This is a genomic window from Mesorhizobium sp. C277A (assembly GCF_040324395.1).
Lineage (GTDB): Bacteria > Pseudomonadota > Alphaproteobacteria > Rhizobiales > Rhizobiaceae > Mesorhizobium.
Window position 1 is genome coordinate 797939 of sequence record NZ_JAMYVW010000002.1, and the last position, 14560, is coordinate 812498.

The 14560-nt window shown below is 63.7% G+C and carries 16 protein-coding genes; 11 read left to right on the plus strand and 5 right to left on the minus strand.

Annotation, left to right across the window (positions count from 1 at the left end; genetic code table 11):
- Positions 1–76: 76 nt before the first annotated feature.
- Positions 77–232 carry a hypothetical protein gene (locus NKK52_RS03875; protein ID WP_023684476.1) on the minus strand — a complete coding sequence of 52 codons (156 nt, stop codon included), beginning with the start codon at positions 230–232 and terminating at the stop codon, positions 77–79.
- Positions 233–623: 391 nt separating this feature from the next.
- Between NKK52_RS03875 and cysS the strand changes: the two genes are divergently transcribed.
- The 9 genes from cysS (at position 624) to NKK52_RS03920 (ending at position 8649) form a co-directional block, all read left to right on the plus strand.
- Positions 624–2057: a cysteine--tRNA ligase gene (cysS, locus tag NKK52_RS03880; RefSeq protein WP_023684474.1), complete on the plus strand. Its 1434-nt coding sequence runs from the start codon at positions 624–626 to the stop codon at positions 2055–2057.
- A 281-nt stretch (positions 2058–2338) separates the two neighbouring features.
- Entirely contained in the window at positions 2339–2743 is a 405-nt protein-coding gene (locus tag NKK52_RS03885) for an endonuclease domain-containing protein (protein ID WP_023684473.1), read from the plus strand.
- Positions 2740–3126, plus strand: coding sequence for a VOC family protein (locus NKK52_RS03890; protein ID WP_023684472.1), 387 nt, complete (start codon positions 2740–2742; stop codon positions 3124–3126). The genes NKK52_RS03885 and NKK52_RS03890 overlap by 4 nt, the downstream gene beginning before the upstream one ends.
- A gap of 22 nt (positions 3127–3148) precedes the next feature.
- Complete coding sequence (locus tag NKK52_RS03895; protein ID WP_023684471.1) at positions 3149–3640, plus strand: GFA family protein; 492 nt, start codon at positions 3149–3151, stop codon at positions 3638–3640.
- Positions 3637–4113: a GFA family protein gene (locus tag NKK52_RS03900; protein ID WP_023684470.1), complete on the plus strand. Its 477-nt coding sequence runs from the start codon at positions 3637–3639 to the stop codon at positions 4111–4113. Before NKK52_RS03895 ends, NKK52_RS03900 begins: the two co-directional genes overlap by 4 nt.
- An 8-nt stretch (positions 4114–4121) precedes the next feature.
- A complete protein-coding gene (pip, locus tag NKK52_RS03905) occupies positions 4122–5078 on the plus strand; it encodes a prolyl aminopeptidase (protein ID WP_023684469.1) in 957 nt (318 codons plus the stop codon).
- Positions 5079–5266: 188 nt separating this feature from the next.
- Positions 5267–6883 (plus strand): citramalate synthase, encoded by a 1617-nt coding sequence (gene cimA, locus NKK52_RS03910; RefSeq protein WP_023684468.1) that lies wholly within the window; start codon positions 5267–5269, stop codon positions 6881–6883.
- Between the two features lie 111 nt (positions 6884–6994).
- Positions 6995–7951 carry an EamA family transporter RarD gene (gene rarD, locus NKK52_RS03915; RefSeq protein WP_460221953.1) on the plus strand — a complete coding sequence of 319 codons (957 nt, stop codon included), beginning with the start codon at positions 6995–6997 and terminating at the stop codon, positions 7949–7951.
- An 11-nt stretch (positions 7952–7962) separates the two neighbouring features.
- A complete protein-coding gene (locus NKK52_RS03920; RefSeq protein ID WP_023673578.1) occupies positions 7963–8649 on the plus strand; it encodes a glutathione S-transferase family protein in 687 nt (228 codons plus the stop codon).
- Between the two features lie 66 nt (positions 8650–8715).
- On the opposite strand, the gene NKK52_RS03925 is transcribed toward NKK52_RS03920, so the two are convergent.
- The 4 genes from NKK52_RS03925 to NKK52_RS03940 form a co-directional block, all read right to left on the minus strand.
- Positions 8716–9708, minus strand: a complete 993-nt coding sequence (locus tag NKK52_RS03925) for a transporter (protein WP_023684466.1) — start codon at positions 9706–9708, stop codon at positions 8716–8718.
- A 155-nt stretch (positions 9709–9863) separates the two neighbouring features.
- Positions 9864–11168, minus strand: a complete 1305-nt coding sequence (locus NKK52_RS03930) for a sulfotransferase family protein (protein WP_023684465.1) — start codon at positions 11166–11168, stop codon at positions 9864–9866.
- Positions 11169–11289: 121 nt separating this feature from the next.
- Complete coding sequence (locus NKK52_RS03935; RefSeq protein ID WP_023727585.1) at positions 11290–11565, minus strand: hypothetical protein; 276 nt, start codon at positions 11563–11565, stop codon at positions 11290–11292.
- Complete coding sequence (locus tag NKK52_RS03940) at positions 11552–12163, minus strand: LOG family protein (RefSeq protein ID WP_023673582.1); 612 nt, start codon at positions 12161–12163, stop codon at positions 11552–11554. The genes NKK52_RS03935 and NKK52_RS03940 overlap by 14 nt, the downstream gene beginning before the upstream one ends.
- A 125-nt stretch (positions 12164–12288) precedes the next feature.
- On the opposite strand from NKK52_RS03940, the gene NKK52_RS03945 reads away from it, so the two are divergent.
- Entirely contained in the window at positions 12289–13995 is a 1707-nt protein-coding gene (locus NKK52_RS03945) for a LysM peptidoglycan-binding domain-containing protein (protein WP_352560204.1), read from the plus strand.
- A gap of 229 nt (positions 13996–14224) precedes the next feature.
- Positions 14225–14560 carry an ArsR/SmtB family transcription factor gene (locus NKK52_RS03950; RefSeq protein ID WP_023685665.1) on the plus strand — a complete coding sequence of 112 codons (336 nt, stop codon included), beginning with the start codon at positions 14225–14227 and terminating at the stop codon, positions 14558–14560.

Below are 14560 nucleotides of genomic sequence, written 5' to 3' on the forward strand. Positions count from 1 at the left end.
TGTTGTTTCAGGCGCGCTATGGGGCCTCAGCCTTCCGTTCCGGCGCACGCCTTGTCGGCGGCGGCACGATGCCTGTTCAGGAAGCGCGGGGCGAAGTGATTTTCGGCGCCGGCTTTTTATTCTTCGCGGTATGGAGAAGGGCGGCGACGATCGCGGCCGGGCCGATCGCACGGTAGTGGTTGGCGAGCGCCGGTTGCTTGGCGCGGCTCGATTCCTGCTTGGTTCGTGACATCGATCTCTTCCCTGGTAACATTTCCGTGTCTGCGTTTGCCGGCCGAATCTGACCGAATCGTGACCTATGGTGGACTAGCCGGCGAATGTTTCATGACTGTGCCGACATGTTTAATAAAATGTTTCAGCGGCTCCTGACCTATGATCCAGCGACGCTTTTGCCGGAAGTTGCGACTTGACGGCAACACCGGCCAAGGCGATAAAGCCGCCGATGAAAACGTTTTTCGCCATTTGTGGCATTTGCATTATTGGCTAGCTTCGCGCTGGTCCGGACGTTTTCGCCTCATCTTTCCCCAGAGTGGACAAACGCCCCGGCCAGCAGGCTGGAGCCCGATTTGTGCCTTGGCACAGGTAAGGCTCTCTCCAGAACTTAACGGACCGGAAGGGCACGCATGTCTGACGCATCGAAGGGTCTCAGCCTCTACAACACGCTAACGCGGACGAAGGACGTGTTCGTCCCGATCGACCCGTCGAATGTGCGCATGTATGTCTGCGGCCCAACCGTCTACGACTTTGCCCATATCGGCAATGCGCGTCCGGCGATCGTCTTCGACGTGCTGTTCCGTTTGCTGCGTCACCTCTACGGCGAGGCTGGTGTCACGTATGTGCGCAACATCACAGATGTCGACGACAAGATAAACGCCCGTGCGCTGCGCGATTTCGGCGCCGAGATCGCGTCGGGAAGCCTGACGCTCAACGAGGCGATCCGCCGCGTTACCGAAAAAACCGCCGACCAGTACCACAAGGATGTCGCCGCACTCGGCTGCTTGCCGCCGACGGTCGAGCCGCGCGCCACCGAGTTCGTCGCGCGCCGCGCCGACGGCAAGGTTGACATGATCACCCTCATCGAACGTTTGATCGAACGCGGCCACGCCTATGTCGCCGCCGGCGAAGTGCTGTTCGACACCGCCTCGATGCCGGATTATGGCGAGCTGTCGAAGCGCAATCTCGACGAACAGCAGGCCGGTGCGCGAATTGCCGTCGACGCTCACAAGAAGAACCCGGGCGATTTCGTGCTGTGGAAATTGTCGTCACCGGAAGAGCCGGGCTGGGCCAGCCCATGGGGCAGGGGCCGGCCGGGCTGGCACATCGAATGCTCGGCCATGTCGGCCGCCTATCTCGGCGATGTCTTCGACATCCATGGCGGCGGCCTCGATTTGATCTTCCCGCACCATGAGAACGAGATCGCCCAGTCGCGTTGCGCCCACGGCACCGACGTCATGGCCAATGTCTGGATGCACAACGGCTTCCTGCAGGTCGAGGGCCAGAAAATGTCGAAGAGCGTCGGCAATTTCTACGCGATCGCCGAACTGCTGGAGACCGAGACCTTCGGCGGCCGCAAATGGCCGGGCGAGGTGCTGCGTCTGGCGATGCTGATGACGCATTACCGCGAGCCGATCGATTTCTCCGTGCGCAAGCTGGAGGAAGCCGAGAACACGCTGCGCAAATGGAAACGCGCGGCTGACCTGGCGCCGTCGGCAGGGCAAGTCCCGGCGGAGATTGTGGCGGCACTGTCGGACGACCTCGCCACCTACGCCGCCTTCCAGCAACTCACGCAGCTTGCCGGTGAGGCCGCGGAGGGCAACGAAGCGGCCGCATCGCTGAAGGCATCGCTGTTGTTCCTCGGCTTCGATATCGGCGCGGCCAAGGTCGACGAGGCAGCGATCGCCAAGGCGATCGCCAAGCGCTTGGAACTGATCGCAGCGAAAAACTGGGCCGAGGCCGACCGCATCCGCGACGAGTTGCTGACGCAAGGCGTGCAGCTGAAAGACGGCAAGGATCCTGTCACGGGCGAACGCGTGACGACGTGGGAGGTAAAGCGGTGAGGGTGGCGCGAGACACCGTTGTAAGATTGGCGAAGGCGGCAGCGACAGCCAATCTCCCCCCTTGCGGGGGAGATGTCCGGCAGGACAGAGGGGGTGCGAAGGAACGCCAGCGTTCCTTCTTGCCCACTTTCATTTCGGCCACTTTCTGAGAACGCAATGGCTGCCGGTTGAGACGCTGGCGGGACAGCACCCCCCTCTGTCCTGCCGGACATCTCCCCCGCAAGGGGGAGATCAGCCCTCGCCTCGGTTTTCGCTAATCGCCAGCGCGGAGTGGCCTGAGCATGGGTCACGACCTCGTTCCATCGCGTCAGCGCAAGAATGCAAAGTCCATGCGTCGCGTCATGACCGATGCCGAGCTGAAACTGTGGAATGAGTTGCGGGCTCACCGGCTGATGGGGATGAGCTTTCGCCGACAGGTACCGATTAGGCCCTACATTGTCGACTTCGCCTGTTCGGCCCACCACCTCGTAGTCGAGGTTGATGGCAGTCAGCATGCCGACGTAGAAGATGCAGAACGCGACAAGGCACGCAGCGCTCAATTGAGTGCCAGTGGCTGGACCATCCTGCGCTTCTGGAACGACGACGTCATCCGCGATATCGACAATGTCTGCCAGCACATCGTGATCGAGGCCGGCTTGGCCGGCGCCGACGTGCCGGCGCCAGCAAGGGAGGAGCTTGTTTCATGATCGACCATCTCGGCATCAATGTCGCCGATTTCGGCGCGTCGAAAGCCTTTTATGACCAGGCGATGGCGCCGCTTGGCGCCTCGCTGATTTACATGGTGCCACTGGAATATACCGGCGGCGCCAAGGTCGGCGGTTATGGCCGCGACCGGCCGGTGTTCTGGCTGCAGGCCAGCGATGACAAGCCGAGGACCCATCAGCACGTCGCCTTCACCGCGCGCAGCCGCGCCGAGGTCGACGCCTTCCATGCCGCGGCGCTCGCCGCCGGCGGCAAGGACAATGGCGGGCCGGGGCTGCGCCCGCATTATCACCCGGACTATTACGGCGCCTTCGTCTTGGATCCCGACGGCAACAATGTCGAGGCCGTCTGCCATGCGCCCGAATGACTATGAAACGGAGTGAAACGCCATGAGCCTCGACAACCGGCCGATCTACACCGGCGGCTGCCAGTGCGGCGCGGTGCGCTTTCGCGTCGAGGGTGCGCTAGGTGACGCCTCGATCTGCCATTGCCGCATGTGCCAGAAGGCGTTCGGCTCATTTTACGCGCCCCTGGTCTCGGTGCGTGGCGCCAAACTCGACTGGACGCGCGGCGAACCGAAATATTTCGCCTCGTCCAGCCACGTCGATCGTGGCTTTTGCGGCAATTGCGGCACGCCGCTGACCTTTACCGCGCCCGACGGCATCGGCCTCGCCATCGGCGCCTTCGACAATCCGGCTGATATCGTGCCGCTGATCCAGTGGGGCACGGAGGCAAAACTTCCCTATGTCGACACCCTTCCGCAATTGCCGGGCGAGGACACGATGGCCGACATGTCGTCGGCGCCTTATCTTGCCGAGCTTGTCTCCTACCAGCATCCCGATCATGACACCGAACAATGGCCGCCAGAGGAAAAGTTATGACCGATGAAGTTCGAACCGGCGGCTGCCAGTGCGGCGCCGTCCGTTTCCGCATCAAGGGCAAGCTTGGCCGGGCGTCCATCTGCCATTGCCGCATGTGCCAGAAACAGTTCGGGTCGTTTTTCGGCGCCCTGGTGACAGTGCCCAAGGATGGCGTCGAATGGGTGCGCGAGGAGCCGACCTACTTCCAGTCGTCGGTCAACATCGATCGCGGCTTCTGTGCCCGCTGCGGTACACCGCTGACCTATCGCCAACCTGGCGCACTGGAGATCGCCATCGGCGCCTTCGACGACCGCTCCGATCTGGCGCCGCAGATCCAGGTCAACTACGCGGTCCGATTGCCTTGGGTGGAAACGATCTTTGACCAGCCCGTGCATCAGGATCCGGATTTCTACTCCCGCCAGGAGCAGATCATCTCCTTCCAGCATCCCGACCACGAAACCACGGACTGGCCCGCGCACGGCCTGAAGATATGAGCAATGAAATGAACAGTGAACTTCGTACTCTTTATCCAGAGATCGAGGCGTTCGAGTCCGGCATGCTCGATGTCGGCGACGGCCATCATATCTACTGGGAGCGCTCCGGAACCAGGGGCGCCAAGCCGGCCGTTTTCCTGCATGGCGGTCCCGGCGGCGGCTTCTCGCCAAAACATCGGCAATTGTTCGACCCGAAGCTTTACGACGTCATCCTGTTCGACCAGCGCGGCTGCGGGAAATCGACACCCAACGCCTCGCTCGAGGCCAACACCACCTGGCACCTGGTTGCCGACATCGAGCGGCTGCGTGAGATGTGCGGCTTCGAAAAATGGCTGGTGTTCGGCGGCTCGTGGGGCTCGACGCTGGCGCTGGCCTATGCCGAGACGCATCCTAATCGCGTCAGCGAGCTTGTCGTGCGCGGCATCTACACGCTGACCCGCGCCGAACTCGAATGGTACTATCAGTTCGGCGTCTCCGAGATGTTCCCCGACAAATGGGAGCGTTTCCTGGCGCCAATTCCTGAAGCCGAGCGCGGCGACATGATGGCCGCTTACCGCAGGCGGTTGGTCGGCGCCGATGGCAAGGCGCAGCTGGAAGCCGCCCTTGCCTGGAGCCTGTGGGAAGGTGAGACGATCACGCTGCTACCGGAGCCGGAGACCAGCGACAAGTTCGGCGAGGACCACTTCGCCATCGCCTTTGCCCGCATCGAGAACCACTATTTCGTCCACGCCGGCTGGCTGGAGGAGGGGCAGCTTCTGCGCGATGCCCATAAGCTCGCGGATATTCCCGGCACAATCGTCCACGGCCGCTACGACATGCCGTGCCCGGCGCGCTATGCCTGGGCCCTGCACAAGGCCTGGCCGAAGGCGGATTTCCACCTCATCGAAGGCGCCGGCCATTCCTATTCGGAGCCGGGGATTCTGGATCGGCTGATACGCGCGACGGATGGGTTTGCGGGGAAATGACAGCGCGTGGCACCCCCCTCTGTCCTGCCGGACATCTCCCCCTCAAGGGGGGAGATTGGCTGTCATCGGCGCTTTCGCAAATCTTCATCGCTGCAGGAAACGATCCGACGCTAAAGCTGCCGATCTTCCCCCTTGAGGGGGAGATGGCCGGCAGGCCAGAGGGGGGGTGCTCGCGCGCCAACAGAACAATGACCAAACAACGCCTCTATCTCTTCGACACAACCCTCCGCGATGGCCAGCAGACGCCGGGCATCGACTTTTCCGTCGAGGACAAGATCGCGATTGCCAAGCTGCTCGATGAGTTCGGCATGGACTATGTCGAAGGCGGCTATCCCGGCGCCAATCCGACCGACACCGCCTTCTTCCAGCAGAAGCGCACGGCGAAGGCAAAGTTCGTCGCCTTCGGCATGACCAAGCGGGCAGGCGTGTCGGCATCCAACGACCCGGGCCTGGCAGCGCTCGTGCAGTCCAAGTCCGACGCCATCTGCTTCGTCGCCAAGAGCTGGGACTATCATGTCCGCGTCGCGCTCGGCTGCACCAATGAGGAAAACCTCGACTCGATCAACGCGTCGGTCGAAGCAGCTGTTGCCGCCGGCAAGGAAGCGATGGTCGATTGCGAGCATTTCTTCGACGGCTTCAAGGCCAATCCGGACTACGCACTGGCCTGCGCCAGGACCGCCTATGATGCCGGCGCGCGCTGGGTGGTGTTGTGCGACACCAATGGTGGCACGCAGCCCTCGGAAGTGCGCGCCATCGTCGACAAGGTCATTGTTTCAGGTATTCCGGGCGGCCATCTCGGCATCCATGCCCATGACGACACCGGCCAAGCGGTGGCCAATTCGCTCGCCGCCGTCGAGGCCGGCGTGCGCCAGATCCAAGGCACGCTGAACGGCATCGGCGAGCGCTGCGGCAACGCCAATCTGGTCTCGATCGTACCGACGCTGGCGCTGAAGCCGGCCTTCGCCGATCGGTTTGAAACCGGCATCTCGGCCGAGGCGCTGACCGGGATATCCCGGCTTTCCCGCGCCTTCGACGAATTGCTGAACCGTGCTCCGGAAGCGCAGGCGCCCTATGTCGGCGCCTCGGCCTTCGCCACCAAGGCCGGCATCCATGCCTCCGCACTGGCCAAGGAGCCGGCGACCTATGAACATGTGCCGCCCGAGGCAGTAGGCAACCGCCGCCGCGTTATGGTTTCGGACCAGGGCGGCAAGGCCAATTTCCTCGCCGAGCTGAAGCGGCGCGGCATCGATGTGCCCAGAGACGACCATCGTCTCGATGCGCTGATCTCGGTGGTCAAGGAGCGCGAGGCCGAGGGCTACGCCTATGAGGGCGCCGATGCCTCCTTCGAGCTGTTGGCGCGCAAAATGCTGCACGGCCTGCCGGAGTTCTTCAACGTCACTTCGTTCCGCTGCATGGTCGAGCGCCGCTTCGATGCCAACGGCCAGTTGAAGACGGTCTCCGAAGCCATCGTCAAGGTGATGGTCGAGGGCGAGGAGAAGATGTCGGTGGCCGAAGGCCACGGCCCGGTCAACGCGCTCGACATCGCGTTGCGCAAGGACCTCGGCAAATTCCAGAGCGAGATCGCCGACATGGAGCTCGCCGATTTCAAGGTGCGTATCCTCAATGGCGGCACCGAGGCGATCACCCGCGTCCTGATCGAATCGCATGACGGCACCGGCGCACGCTGGTGGACGGTCGGCGTGTCGGAAAACATCATCGATGCGTCCTTCCAGGCGCTGATGGATTCGATCGTCTACAAGCTGATGAAGAACCGCGACATGGCGGGATTGGTGGCGGCGGAGTAAGCTTGCAGGACTTGGGTTCCTCGCCCCTCGAAGTGGGGCGAGGAACTGGCGGCGCCCCTTGAACCATCAGCGGAAGTCCATTGATCCATCATAATTTTGCGATGGTTTTGGATGGCCCACTGGGCCATAGCGTTTGCCATGGCCAGCGACACGATCCAGCCCGACGCCGACTCCAAAGCCCGCAGCGGCTTTCTCCTCGCGCTCGGCGCTTATCTGCTATGGGGCCTGTTGCCCTTCTACATGAAGGCGGTTGCGCATCTGCCGCTGATCGAGGTGATCGCCCACCGCATCGTCTGGTCGGTGCCGATTGCTGCTGCAGTGCTGGTCTGGGCCGGCCGCACAGCCGATTTCAAGGCGGCGATCCGCTCGCCGCGCAGCATCGCCATGGCGGCGCTGACGGCGACCCTGATCTCCGTCAACTGGGCCATCTATGTCTGGGCGATCTCGGTCGACCGCACCGTCGAGACCGCGCTCGGATACTACATCAACCCATTAGTTAGCATCGTCGTCGGCGCGTTGTTGCTCGGCGAGAAGCTCGACCGGCTGCAGATCGTGGCCGTGTTGCTGGCGGCGGTCGCAGTTGCCGTTCTGACCGTCGATGCCGGCAAATTGCCTTGGGTGTCGTTGGCGCTGGCGTTTTCCTTCGCTGCCTATGGGTTCTTCCGCAAGACGCTGCCGATCGGCCCGAGCCAGGGCTTTCTGCTCGAAGTGCTTTTGCTGTCGGTGCCGGCGCTTGCCTACATCGTCTTCCTGGTCGTCAACGGCCAGGACCATTTCATCTCCAGCAACGGCACCGATATGGCTTTGCTCATCGGCTGCGGCCCAGTCACCTCGGTGCCGCTGCTTCTGTTCGCCTTCGGCGCCAAGCTTCTGCGCCTCTCCACCATCGGCATCATGCAGTACATCGCACCGACCATGGTGTTCCTGATCGCCGTGCTGATTTTCGACGAGCCGTTCGGCACCACGCAAGCAATTGCCTTCGCGCTGATCTGGGCGGCATTGGCGATGTATTCCTGGTCGATGTTTCGTGGCCGTGAAATCCGCCCGGTGGCGTTGGCCCCGAAGTAGGGAGCCTTTCGATGTACGTGCTGCATATCGCCAACAAGAACTATTCGTCATGGTCGCTGCGGCCATGGGTGCTGATGCGCACCCTCGACATTCCGTTCGAGGAGCAATTGACGCCGTTTCCGACCGGGCCCAGTTTCGATCTCTACCGGGCGTTCTCGCCCAGCGGGCGCGTGCCTTGCCTGGTGGATGACGGCTGGGCTGTCTGGGATTCGCTGGCTATTGCCGAGTATCTCGCCGAGCGCCACCATGGTGTGTGGCCTGCCGAGGCCAAGGCGCGAGCCTGGGCGCGCTCGGCCGCCGCCGAAATGCATTCTGGTTTCACGGCCTTGCGCGGCGCATGCCCGATGAATTGCGGCTTGCGGGTGAAACCGTTGCCGATGTCGGACGCGCTGAAGCAGGATCTGTTCCGTTTGGGCGATCTCTGGAACGATGGCCTTGCCCTGTTCGGCGGGCCGTTCCTTGCCGGCGGCCATTTTACCGCCGTCGACGCCTTCTTTGCTCCGGTGGCGTTCCGTGTGCTATCCTATGGGCTGTCTTTCGAAGGGGCAGCTGCAGCCTATCCCCCGCAATTGCTTGGCCTGCCGGCCATGCAGGAATGGTATGCGGCGGGTCTCGCCGAGACCTGGCGGGAGCCGGACCATGAGGCGGAGGTCGCTGCCGCCGGCACCATCGTCGAGGATCTTCGCGCTACGGCGTGATGGGCATTCCAGGAAAAGCGCGTCGCGTTCCCTTGGGAATTGCGTGAAAACAAAGGGATCGGGGCGTTACGTCCGCCCGAGCCGCCTTACGAACATGTAGGTCGCCGCGGCGATCACGATCGAAACCGCCGAGACCACCCAGAAGCCCATCGGCGTATTGACCATGGGCAGACCACCGACATTCATGCCGAACAGGCCTGATATGATGGTCATCGGCAACAGCACCGCCGTCATCACCGACAGCACATAGAGCAGCTGGTTGGACTGCATTGTCAGCTTGGCCATCAACTCGTCCTGCAGCAACCTTGCGCGTGCCTGCAACTGCTCGCCGTCGTGATAGAGCGTGTGTGCCCGGTGCGAGAGCCTTGTCGCCATGTCATTGATCCGATCGGGCAGCTCATTGCGATGCGAATGGTCGAGATGGCGAAAAAGGTTTGTGAGCGTCGCCATCTGCCGGTGGATGACCACCAGTTGACGGCGCGCCTCGACCAGCGACTGCCGCTCGCCGTGCCAGGCATCGCGCACGATACGGTCCTCGATGCCGTCCAGCGTATCGCCAAGACCGTGGAGCTCGGCCGCCATGCCGTCGAGCGACTGGCCCATGACCGCTTCGACCAGGTCGGCGGGGGAGCGGAATTTGCGCGAGCCGCTCTCCACCGCCTTGCGGATGAGATCGACCGATTCCAGTGGCTGCTTGCGCGCGCCGATCAGCGTCTTGTCGTTGAGCGCAAAACGGAAATGGCCGAGCCCGCGCGCTTCCGCCGAATAGTCGTGGCGCAGATCCGGCAGGTCGCCATAAAGCCAGGCATCCTCGAGATCGATGTGGCAACCCTGGCTGGCGCCGAGGAAAGCTTCGCGCACAGGCCCGGGCAGAGCCTGCTCGGCGGCGATCTCATGACGGGCGCGCAGGTCGGACAGCTGGTAGCTGCGCCATGTCCATGCAACCTCGGCCGCGTCCTTGGTGCGCAGGCCCTCGGCGGTGAAATGGTAGATGAAGAACAGCCCGTGCTCGTCGGGCAGGTAAGGCGACAGGCCTTCCGCGTTGAGAGCAATGTTCACGGCTCGCCTCGCCAAGAAATTTCGACCAGGTTCAGATTTCGACTATGCCGCGCGGATGCCGACCCGTCCTTCGTAACACGAGTGAGGCGGGTTCCGTGTGACGGTTTCTTGACAGGCGATCACAGTTTGTCGAGCAGCGTTTAGAGTGTTTGCTGCTATCGCCGACGAATGGAGCTCACCCATCGCAACGGTCCAGTCAATCGCCAGCTGCGTGACGCAAGCGCCGCATCGCGCTCCGCCACCAGGTCGTCTCGGATCCTGGCCAGCGCGCTACGCTCGGCTACGAGGCCGTCTTGGGCCAGGGCAAGCGCGTCACGCTCCGCCATGGAGCTGTCTCGGGCTTGGATGAGGTCCTGCTGGGCGTGAGCAAGCGCATCACGCTCCGCCATGAAGCTGTCTCGGGCTTGGATGAGGTCCTGCTGGGCGTGAGCAAGCGCGTCACGCTCCGCCATGAAGCTGTCTCGGTCTCGGATGAGGGCCTGTTGGGCGTCAGCGAGGGCGTCACGCTCGACGATGCCCTTTTCCAGTTCGCCGTGTAGCCGTTTAGCGCCCAGGTTCCCTGCGGCAACGGCCTTGCCAACCACATCGCAGCTCTCATCGAACGTTGCCCGCACCCTGTCGAGCTGGTCGCGCAAGTCCTGGCTGTCGCCTTCAGACGCCATACTGCGCAAAATGGCATAGGCGCTGCGGACTAATGGCGTGGAATCCGGATGGTTTTGCAGATCAGCGACCGAGGCCCGCTGATGATGCAGGTCCTTGTCCAGGAACTCGGCGATTGCGGCGTCGGCCTGATCGGACGTGACAGGCCAGACGATTCCGGTCTCCCTGGCCGCGCGGTCCATCTGATGTCGCCAGTCGCTCAACAGGTCTTCGTGGCGCAGGATACAGCGCGGCATGTGTCGCGAATGATGCTCCGCTTCGAGCACGTGCCTGAGCCACAGCATGAACGCTGTCGGCAGTGCCATTTGATCCCGTTCCTGCAGCGAACAGGCGACTTCGAGCGGGTTGCGGACAGGCAGAAATGCGATCGGGTCAATCCTGAGATCGGCCAGGATCGAGGCCATGAAGGGGAGGAACCGGCAGATCCGCGGATCCTTGACGAAAAACAGGGGGGCATCGCCGAACTCGCTGGCAATGATCGCCGTCATCATGGGCCGAAATCGCTCGGCTGCCGGCGACTGCAGCCACTGCCGATCTAGCGGCAGCCAATCTTGCCAGGAGGAGGCGGCCGCCGTGAGCAGGTGGTCGTCGGCGATGGTGAGTGGGGTACTTTCCCAATGTCCCTTGGGATTGTGGAGGCTCCCGGGCAGCAGATGTTTCGGCGGCGTGGCTCCATGCGCGGCGACGAGGGCGCCGAGCGCCGAGGTGCCGCTGCGGTGCATTCCGAGGACCAGGATCGCCGTCCTTGGTTCCGACGCGATCTCGCCCTTCGCGGCCGTCAATCGCTCGCGCGGATTCATCTCCCCTTTGTCTCGCTCTCCAAATTTCCGTTCCCGCCCAATGTTCTCCGATAACCAACTGCGAAGCGGGCTGCAAATGGAAATCGTCGCCAACGTGCTTACATTGCGCACAAGACGGAGCTCAAGAAAAGCTGGACAGATCGAAGTCAGCTGCCCCAACGCTACAGATCCTTGCCAAGCAGATGCAGTCGATCAGTGGCTTCGCATTGGACTTCTGCTTCTGGGCCAGGCTGGCCTTGTTGCTGTCGCCGATCCAGGTGTTGCCCAGTGTTTCGTAGCCGGCAGCCTTGAGCGCCAGCACGACGCGGCGCAGTTGGTGCGCCAGGCCGACGACACCAACCGGGCTCAATTCCTGGCCGCCTGCGCCAAGGCCGGCTTCGTCCTCACATCTTGTCAATTACAGACTGCACGCCTTCCGTCGGCGCATCGACCGACGACCCCGCCACCATGATGGCGGCGACGATGGCCTCGGGGTCTTCGACCACCAGCGGCTTGACCCGTTGCGCGGTGTGGATGAAGCCTTCGCTGGCCATATGGTCGAGCAGCGCCAGCATCGGATCCCAGAATCCTTGAACGTTGGCGAAGACGATCGGCTTGCGGTGATGGCCGAGCTGGCCCCAGGTCATGATCTCGACGATTTCCTCGACCGTGCCGATGCCGCCGGGCAGCGCCACAAAGGCGTCGGATTTCTCGAACATCTTGTGCTTGCGCTCGTGCATGTTGTCGGTGATCAGCAACTCGTCGAGCCGGTCAAGCGCGGTTTCGGTCGCCTCCTTGTTGATGAGGAAGCGCGGAATGATGCCCGTTACCTTGCCGCCGGCCTTGAGCGCGCCTTCGGCGACTGCGCCCATAATGCCTTTGGTGCCGCCGCCATAGACCAGCCGCAGGCCGGCTTTGGCGAGCGAGCGGCCAAGCAGGTGCCCGGCCTTGGCATAGATTTCATCGCGGCCCGGAGACGAGCCGCAATAGACGCAGACGGATCGAATCGTGTTCATTCGTGATTGGTGATTGGGTCTGAATGCGGGGTCAAGCCCCAAGGGCTGACAAGCCCGGGCTTTTTCTTGTCGGTGCCGGCAAAACACGCTAGACCGGCTTCAGGTGGCTAAGGGGTAGGGGAAATATGGCTGTTAATCCATTGAAGGCGTTTCTGTTCGCGGCCGGTGGGACCGTCGCGGTCGTCGGAACCGCCTATGTATCGGGCGCACTCGACCCGTATCTGAATCCCACGCCGCCTGCGGCGATTGCATCGCTGACGCCGCCGGCTGAAAAGCCGGCCGATCCGGGGACCGAGGGAAGGCTGCCGCCGGCGCCCGCCGCGCCCACCGATGCCAAGGCTCCCGCAGCACCCGCGCCTGCCGACGCAACGGCTCCCGCGACCGAAGCTGCGGCTCCGGCGGCACCTGCCGCGCCCGCTGCTGCCCCAACAACCCCAGCGCCGGCCGCGGCCGGCCCGGTTGCGCCGAGCTTCGACGTCGTGCGCGTCGAAAGCAACGGCTCGATCGTCGTTGCCGGCAATGCTGCGCCCAATTCGAAGATCGAGATCCTCAACGGCTCCTCGGTGCTTGGCTCGACTGTCGCCGGTCCGGACGGCGCCTTCGTCATCGTTCTCGACGATCCGCTGAAGCCCGGCGACTATACGATTGCGTTGCGCGCGACGGCCGACGATGTGGTTACCCCTTCCGTGCAGACCGCCGTCGTTTCGGTTCCCAAGGACGCCGCCGGCCAGGTGCTGGCGATGGTCGAGGAACCCGGCAAGCCGGCCGAGCTGCTTAGCGTCCCGGCGCCTGAGACCAAGCCCGCGGCACCGGCCGCCGGCGATCAGGCCGCTGCCCCAGCCGCTGAGGCGCCTGCTACGGCTGCGCCTGCCGTGGTCGCGGCAGCGCCTGCCGCTCCCGCTGAAACAGCACCTGCTGCTCCGGCTGTGGAAGCCGCAACTGCCCCTGCAGCGCCAGCAGTACCTGCAGCGCCGCCGGCGGCAGGCGTGGCTGCACCCAAGATCGTCGTCGAAGCGGTCGAGATCGACGGCAACAAGATCTTCGTCGCCGGTCTGGCTGACGCCGGCCGCAAGGTGCGCGCCTATGCCAACGATATCCTGCTTGGTGATGCGGTGACCTCGCCCGACGGTCATTTCCTGGTCGAGGCGACGCGCGACATCCCGGTCGGCAGCTACACCATCCATGTCGACGGTCTCGACGCCGACGGCGTGAAGGTCGTGGCCCGCGCCGCCGTGCCGTTCGAGCGCGAACCCGGCGAAGCGATCGCCGCCGTGGCGCCCGCGGAGGCCAAGCCCACCGAGACCAAGCCCGCCGAAGCAAAGCCTGCTGAGCCGGCCGCACCGGCTGCTGCCGAAGCACCGGCCGCTCCGAAGCCTGCGGCGCCAGCCACTATCGCGGCTGCCCCTGCGAAGCCCGCACCAGCTGCTGCCGCATCCGCACCAGCCGCACCGGCGGCTGAAGCGCCGGCTCCGGCTGACCCGGCGGTTGCCGGGGCACCTGCGGCACCGGCAGCGCCTGCCGCTGAGGTTCCAGCCGTCGTCGCGGCGGCAACGCCCGATGTGCCAGAGACGGTGGCGCCAAAGCTTGAACATGCCGACGGCGCGGTGATCATCCGCAGGCACGACACGCTGTGGCGGATCTCACGGCGCGTCTACGGTCACGGCGTGCGCTTCTCGACCATCTATCTCGCCAACCAGGACCAGATCAGCGATCCCGACCGCATCTGGCCGGGGCAGGTGTTCAAGGTTCCGGAAAAGTCCAAGGAAGGCGAAGCCGCCGACCTCAAGGCGATGGGCGAGCAGGTGACAACGGCGCCGGTGAAGACGCAGTAGCGGCCGAGCGCTTGATCTCCCCCCTTGAGGGGGAGATGGCCGGCAGGCCAGAGGGGGTCGCCGCGCATAGAACGCCGACCTTCTCTTTGCTGCAAACGACGTTGCGTCAGGACGTACCGACCCCCTCTGTCGCCTTCGGCGACATCTCCCCTCGAGGGGGGAGATTAGGTCGCTCTACCCATCGGGATAGCTTGCCACGCACCCGTTCATCGTCTATCGCCGATGAACGATGGCAGACTCGCTCGCTGAACCAGACCACGCAAACTGCGCACCGCCCCAAAGCCGCGCCGTTGCCGCGAGCTTCGCCGCACTCTCGCACCCGGCGCGCATCGAGATCCTTAGACATCTGTCGGCCAGCCGCTCCTGCTGCTGCCGTGAGGTTGTCGACCATCTCGACCTCGCGCAGTCGACGGTCTCCCAGCATCTGAAAATCCTGGTCGAAGCAGGCTTGGTCCGCTTCGAGCCCGACCGCCAGCGCTCGCGCTATCAACTCGACCGCGCCGCGCTCGCCGACGTTTCCGCATCGCTGACCGCACTCGTCAATTCCTGCTGCTCCGGCCGCTGA